General features: G+C 50.1%; 9 protein-coding genes. All 9 read right to left on the bottom strand.

Features of this window, described 5'->3' with window-relative positions; genetic code table 11:
* Positions 1 to 1,055: type IV secretory system conjugative DNA transfer family protein (locus PGS25_RS13720; RefSeq protein ID WP_270419107.1), on the bottom strand; the 1,055-nt coding region annotated here is incomplete at its 3' end.
* The gene (locus PGS25_RS13715; protein WP_002570687.1) at positions 1,052 to 1,552 is read right to left on the bottom strand and encodes a PcfB family protein; all 501 of its coding nucleotides are present in this window, start codon (positions 1,550 to 1,552) and stop codon (positions 1,052 to 1,054) included. The genes PGS25_RS13720 and PGS25_RS13715, both read right to left, overlap by 4 nt.
* An 86-nt stretch (positions 1,553 to 1,638) precedes the next feature.
* Positions 1,639 to 2,058 carry a DUF4313 domain-containing protein gene (locus tag PGS25_RS13710; RefSeq protein ID WP_270419105.1) on the bottom strand — a complete coding sequence of 140 codons (420 nt, stop codon included), beginning with the start codon at positions 2,056 to 2,058 and terminating at the stop codon, positions 1,639 to 1,641.
* 12 nt (positions 2,059 to 2,070) lie between these two features.
* Complete coding sequence (locus PGS25_RS13705; protein ID WP_006775629.1) at positions 2,071 to 2,382, bottom strand: DUF5720 family protein; 312 nt, start codon at positions 2,380 to 2,382, stop codon at positions 2,071 to 2,073.
* 22 nt (positions 2,383 to 2,404) lie between these two features.
* The gene (locus PGS25_RS13700; protein WP_006775628.1) at positions 2,405 to 3,151 is read right to left on the bottom strand and encodes a BRO family protein; all 747 of its coding nucleotides are present in this window, start codon (positions 3,149 to 3,151) and stop codon (positions 2,405 to 2,407) included.
* 34 nt (positions 3,152 to 3,185) lie between these two features.
* A complete protein-coding gene (locus PGS25_RS13695; RefSeq protein ID WP_270419103.1) occupies positions 3,186 to 4,055 on the bottom strand; it encodes a DUF6017 domain-containing protein in 870 nt (289 codons plus the stop codon).
* 67 nt (positions 4,056 to 4,122) lie between these two features.
* Entirely contained in the window at positions 4,123 to 4,308 is a 186-nt protein-coding gene (locus PGS25_RS13690) for a hypothetical protein (protein WP_008982210.1), read from the bottom strand.
* A 29-nt stretch (positions 4,309 to 4,337) separates the two neighbouring features.
* Entirely contained in the window at positions 4,338 to 4,613 is a 276-nt protein-coding gene (locus tag PGS25_RS13685) for a DUF5720 family protein (protein ID WP_006775625.1), read from the bottom strand.
* Positions 4,614 to 4,625: 12 nt separating this feature from the next.
* A partial coding sequence (locus PGS25_RS13680; RefSeq protein WP_270419102.1) for a ParB/RepB/Spo0J family partition protein occupies positions 4,626 to 5,520 on the bottom strand: 895 nt, incomplete at its 5' end.

The raw sequence follows: 5,520 nt of genomic DNA, 5'->3' as shown, positions 1-5,520 counted from the left end.
ACCGCTTGATTAAGAAGTCTTTTAGAGCATACAACACCGGCTGCCAGCTTATATTTCTTATACTGCCGCACTGCGAAGTGGTTTGGCTTTTCCGATTCCAGTGCATCAAACATCAGGTCTACCGGGTTTTTGAACTCCTCGTCATCCTCCCGAACCTCCATGGCGTTGATGAACTCGATGAGGGTAGAGAAATTCTGCTCCTCTACCGGAGCCTCATAGTGGATATACCCAATCAGCGCGCAATACAGCAAGGTCTCTGCTTTGACCCAAAAATCGTCCCCGGCCTTGCCTTCGCCTTTGGTATTGGCGATCAGCGTTGTGACCAGCTTCAAGATGTCCTTTTCGCTATGGATATAGGCGAAAGGGTTATAGTGCATTGATTTTCGGAAGTTGATGGTATTTAGAACCTTGATGCGGTACGGCTCATAAATGACCTTGCCGTGCTTATCCTTCATGGGCTTTCCGTCCTTTCCCAGTTTGGGTGCGCCCCTTTGGAGCATTTTCCCGCACTCCACCAAAATGGTTCCCTTCGGGTCTGTGACCACATAAGAACTGTGCATCTGCATCAGATTTGGTTTGAGCCAGAAACGGGTCTTACCGGAACCGGAGCCGCCGATCACCAGCACATTTTTGTTTCTGGCGGTCTTTGGGTCCTTGGGGCGGCTGTTCATGGTCAGGCTTTCGGTTTTTGTGAGAATGACATTGTTCTGGAACACCGGGTCGATGTAGGGAGCAATATCCTCACGGGTTCCCCAACGGGCAGAACCATACTCCATGCCGTGACGGTACTTCTTGGCGTTTTTACTTTTGAGATACACCGCCAGACGCAGGCCAGCACCGCAGCACAGCCCCACCAGCAGATCCAGCGGGTGCAGGCTGGGCCAGAAGCTTTGCAGCGCCCCAGGCAGGACAGCAAACAGAGAAAGGAATTTCTCTGAAGCATTTGCCCCCTGAGCCAGTCGCCATGCCTCCCCGAAGTTGGTAGTAAACAGCCCCATCAGGAGATAGGGCAGGTTCAGCAAAACGAGCTTTTTGATGTCAAACTGCTTTTTCATCGTTCCAGCTCCTTTCGCTTGGTGCGGTCCACCACGGCATTTTTGACCATCTCTTTGAACTGACTGAGTTTTGCCAGCACAGACGGGCGTTCTGTTTTCTCGGCCTTCTTGACCTTTTTGCTGGTGTACTCGGTAAATGCAGCGGTCAGCGCATCGGCGTCACGGCCTTTGAAAAAGATCAGGTACTTGGGTGGGGAGCTACTGCGGTCTTTCTTCACCGCATAGTCCACACCATATTTCCGGGCGATCTTCTCAAATTCCTTGATGGAAGGGTCTGTGATCTCGATATTGGAGATCCCCTGATTCTGACCAATGAGCTGCTTGACGGTCTGTTTTCCGTGGGGTGTCACAGGAGCGTCACGGCTTCTTTGCTTTTGCAGCTTCTTTTCCTTGCAGTGGGCCATGTACTTGCTGATGGCGGCTTTGAGCAGCCTGCCGGTGAACTTTGTTCCACTGACAACCAGCGTTAAAGTTCTGTTTTCCACTTCTTCCTGCATTTTCATCGCCTCCTTTCCACAAAATGTGCAGGGGTGGTGCATTTTCTTCTAAGGCGGGACCACCAGCCGCCGGAGAAAATATTTCTTCATCGCTCCATCCCGCGGCTCTTTTTCTTTACCGGCTTCTTATCCGGCAAATTCCACTCTTCCCGAAACTCTGCCATACCTTTGGGATCAAATACCTTCAACTTCTCCAGATCAAAGGCAACGGCAGAATATTTTCCATAACCGGACTGCACCTGATAGGGAAGCACCTTCCCCAATTTGTTCTCTTTGATGAATCGCAGCAGGTCCTTGCTGATGTCACCGGAAATAAACGCCTCTCCGGGGTCCAGGGAATATCCCGGTAGGTTCACCGTCATATCTGCAAACGGTTCTGCTCCATCTTCTGTATGGGTAATCATGCCGATATAAAGCCGCTGATTATTCGCATACATCCCAAGTTGCAGCGATATGGTTTCTTCCCCATATTCCCACTTGAAGGGGACTTTCTTTTCCTCATTCATATCAGATTCCTCCTATCGTATCTGTTCTTTGTGGTCATAAAACAAATCTCCATTTCTGACCTTTGCATGGCTGAGAATCTTGATCTGCCCCTTTGCCTGACTGTCCAGAGCTTTTTCATAGCCTATATCTGACAAAAACAGGCGGGTTCGTTCTCCTTTCCAGCCCACCGGGGAGTCATTCGTCAGCACATCAAAAATAATCATGTGCCGGGTGTTCTCCGCAAATCGCTGAAGATCCATGTAGTCATGGCCGTGATAGTTCTGCGCCCCGGCTTTCTGACGCATTTCCTCCATCAGCTGACCGATTGTTTTTCCTTCCTGCATAAAACCCACTTCCTTTCTGTTCTTATAAGACCAGCAAGATCATCTCCCGCAGCTGAGCAAAATAGAGCTTGCCCTGGGGCGTGACCAGCGTGTAGGAACCGGTATGACCGTGGTTGCAGTAGTCTTTGACGCAAAACAGCCCTGCATTTTTCACATTGGCATAAGGCAGCACATTGCCGGATGCCGTGCGGTACACAAACCGCCGTTCTATCAGAAACCGAACAAACCGGCGCTCCGGGACATCCAACTCTTTGGCGGTAGTCCTGAGATTGGTGCTGTGCTTTAAGTCGATGAACAGGTCATAGAAAGCGGCTTTGCCCTCCAGCTGTGCATTTTCCTTACGCAGAGAAATATTCGCTTCACGCTCAGCCAACAAGTCTGAGCAGAGCTTCATCAGAGCCTCCGGGGAAGTGGCAACCTCCCACAGCTTCTCTTTTGTGAGATAGGCCCCGTGCTTACGAATAGTAGGCAGGACCTCATCGAATACCCACCGTTCAAACCGCTCTGCCGATGGCAATTTGCTGTGAACGATCAGGCGGTACAAATCGCCTTCTGGGATAAAAGTCATACTGATTTTGCGGTCGGGGCTTTGTGGGTGAGGTGCGTCGCGTTTCACGACATACCTACAATGGCGGATAATTGCATCGCGGGGATTACTGTACCCCAGCGCAGCAGCCACATCCGTTCCGCTGAACAAGTATTTGCCGTTTTCCTCAATGACACGGATACTGCCAAACTCCGGGTTTTTGAAAATTTCCATCTGGTTCATGTCGTGCCTCCTTTGGCATGATAAAAGGCGGCCTTTACCAGCCGCCTGCGTGCATATCGTGATTGACCAGTGAAGTGTAGTGGTTATTCATGGTGGTAGGCGCATTGAACAGCACCGCAAGCAGGTACTGCTTCATGTTGCGTACCTGGGTGGTATTCTTTTGCAGACAGTCCATGACAAACTCGATGTGGGAGCTGTCCAGTTTCAAAAAACGGGAACGCACGATCTCGTGAGGGAAGTCTGCCCCAGAGATCCGGGTGGTCTTTCGTTTGGCACAGACCGTTTCGACCAACAGCTCTACGATCTCATTCAGGTCATCCAGGTAGAGAGGATAACGCTGCTTCAAGCAGTCATACTCGATATTCTCCAAAATCAACTCCCGATAATTTTCTATCTCTGTGACAGACATCGCATCCCTTCCTTTCCGTTCCGGCGGTCTTGCCGCCGCTGTTTCCCGGAAGGGAATGGAATCGGTACTTGATCCATAAGTAATTGATTTTTCTGTATTTGATTTCTCTATATTTAATTCTGCGGGCTTTTCCGTATCCGGTTTTACCATATCCGGGTTTTCCGTATCTGGTGAAGCCGTATCCGGCTGGGACATATCTGGCTGGGGCTGTTCATAGATGACATACTCGGTATCTGTAATCCGCCCACTTTTATCGCGTCTCTGATGGCGCACGATATATCCGGCTCCTTCCAGTTCACGCAGGGCAGCACCGATGGCATCCACGCCTTCCTTACAGATCTTTGCAAGGCCACGGGTAGTGTAATTCCAGTCCTCTGGCAAAGACAGCATCATGGAAAGCAGCCCCTTCGCTTTTAACGACAGGTTTGCATTTCGTAAATGATGATTGCTCATCACGGTATAATCACGGGTCCGTTCAATGCGAAAAACGGCCATTGACCTCACTCCTTCCGAATTTTGGGTACAAAAAAACCGCAATCCTCATTTCAAAGAATTGCGGTGTTCAGCGCTTTTCAAATTTTCTTGCATAGAACCAAAACAGCGGCTTTTGGGGACGCGCCTCTGTAAATGGCTCCTCCTGGGCGAAAGGAAGTGTTTGCATCACTCGGTCAATATCCGTTGAATCCATGTCATGCTGAGATTTGCAATCTTCCCGGATTGCTTCTTGAATTTCCTTTACCGTACACATAGTCATTCCTTTCCTTTCGTTGTATGGGTTTATGAGCGGCGGCGTTTTCCCGGTTTGAAATCGAGGATATGTCCCTCAATCACACGAGCGTAACGCTTGATTTTGATCTCCCGGCGCTGTTGACTTTGCAGGGCGGCCTGATACCCGTCCTCAGTCAAAAACAACCGCATTTCATCTCCGGGGCTGCCGTAAGCAGTGCTGGGACGCAGGACGGAAAACTCGATCATCCAGCGGGTATTATCCCAAAACCTCTCTACGGCGAGAATGTTGTGTCCTTTCAGCTCACGGGCTGAAATATCCCTCATAGGCGGCTCCTTTCATCGTTCCTGGTCTCTCTGACGCTTTTTCTGCCATGCCTCCAGCAGCTTGATAATGGTTTCCTGCATCCGCTGGGGCGTATAGCTTTTGGGGAAATATTTCCGCAAAGTGTCGGAGGTAAATGTCACTCGGTCCAGATCACTTTTCTTTTCCTCACCCATGATGACACGCATCATATCGAGGGTCAGATGCCCCTCCTGGCTGTATTTCTTGAGCCGCTGGGCTTGGGAAAGGGAAGGGGTAGCCTGTTCACTGTCCATCGCGTCCAGTAGGTCTATCTGTTCTTCCTTTTTGAGAAAGGACAGCTCATAAGCAGGGTTCAGGGCAATCTTCTTTTCATCCACCATATCCATCAATTCAGGAATCAGCTCTGTCAGACGGATAAATCTCTTAATCTGTGATTTGCTATCTGGACTGTTCTCCGCGATTTTTTCTGCCGCAGTCAACTTCGGCCCAACTTGGGCCGAAGTTAAATCCGTCCTGGCTCCTTGGTGCTTAATGGCATCCAGCTTCATTTTATAAGCAAATGCTCTTTCACTGGGGAGCAGGCTTTCTCGTTGTAAATTGCTGTCAACCATAATGATTGTAGCGGCATCATCATCCAAATCCCGAACAATGACCGGCATGGTCTCCTTGTCTGCCAGCTCACTGGCTCTGTGCCGCCTGTGTCCGGCTACCAGCTCATAACCGCCCTCCGGGTCCGGTCGGGCAATGGCCGGAACCAGAACGCCATACTGCTTGATACTGTCAGCAGTCTCCATCATGGCTTCGTCATCCCTGACTTTGAATGGGTGGTTCTTAAACGGATGCAGTTCAGACAACGGAATTTCCTGAATCTTTTCCAGCTTTGCATCCTGGCGGCCTTCTTCGGTGGAGAACAGATCATCTACCGAT

Source organism: Butyricicoccus sp. AM78-15b2TA (assembly GCF_027665985.1).
Classification (GTDB): Bacteria; Bacillota; Clostridia; order Oscillospirales; family Butyricicoccaceae; genus Agathobaculum; species Agathobaculum butyriciproducens.
This window is presented reverse-complemented; position numbering and strand designations above follow the sequence as displayed.

Excerpts from the sequence above, each read along its gene's own strand:
- PGS25_RS13695 (WP_270419103.1), bottom strand. The coding sequence starts at position 4,055 with ATGGCCGTTTTTCGCATTGAACGGACCCGTGATTATACCGTGATGAGC.
- PGS25_RS13690 (WP_008982210.1), bottom strand. The coding sequence starts at position 4,308 with ATGTGTACGGTAAAGGAAATTCAAGAAGCAATCCGGGAAGATTGCAAA.
- PGS25_RS13700 (WP_006775628.1), bottom strand. The coding sequence starts at position 3,151 with ATGAACCAGATGGAAATTTTCAAAAACCCGGAGTTTGGCAGTATCCGT.
- PGS25_RS13685 (WP_006775625.1), bottom strand. The coding sequence starts at position 4,613 with ATGAGGGATATTTCAGCCCGTGAGCTGAAAGGACACAACATTCTCGCC.
- PGS25_RS13705 (WP_006775629.1), bottom strand. The coding sequence starts at position 2,382 with ATGCAGGAAGGAAAAACAATCGGTCAGCTGATGGAGGAAATGCGTCAG.
- PGS25_RS13710 (WP_270419105.1), bottom strand. The coding sequence starts at position 2,058 with ATGAATGAGGAAAAGAAAGTCCCCTTCAAGTGGGAATATGGGGAAGAA.
- PGS25_RS13715 (WP_002570687.1), bottom strand. The coding sequence starts at position 1,552 with ATGCAGGAAGAAGTGGAAAACAGAACTTTAACGCTGGTTGTCAGTGGA.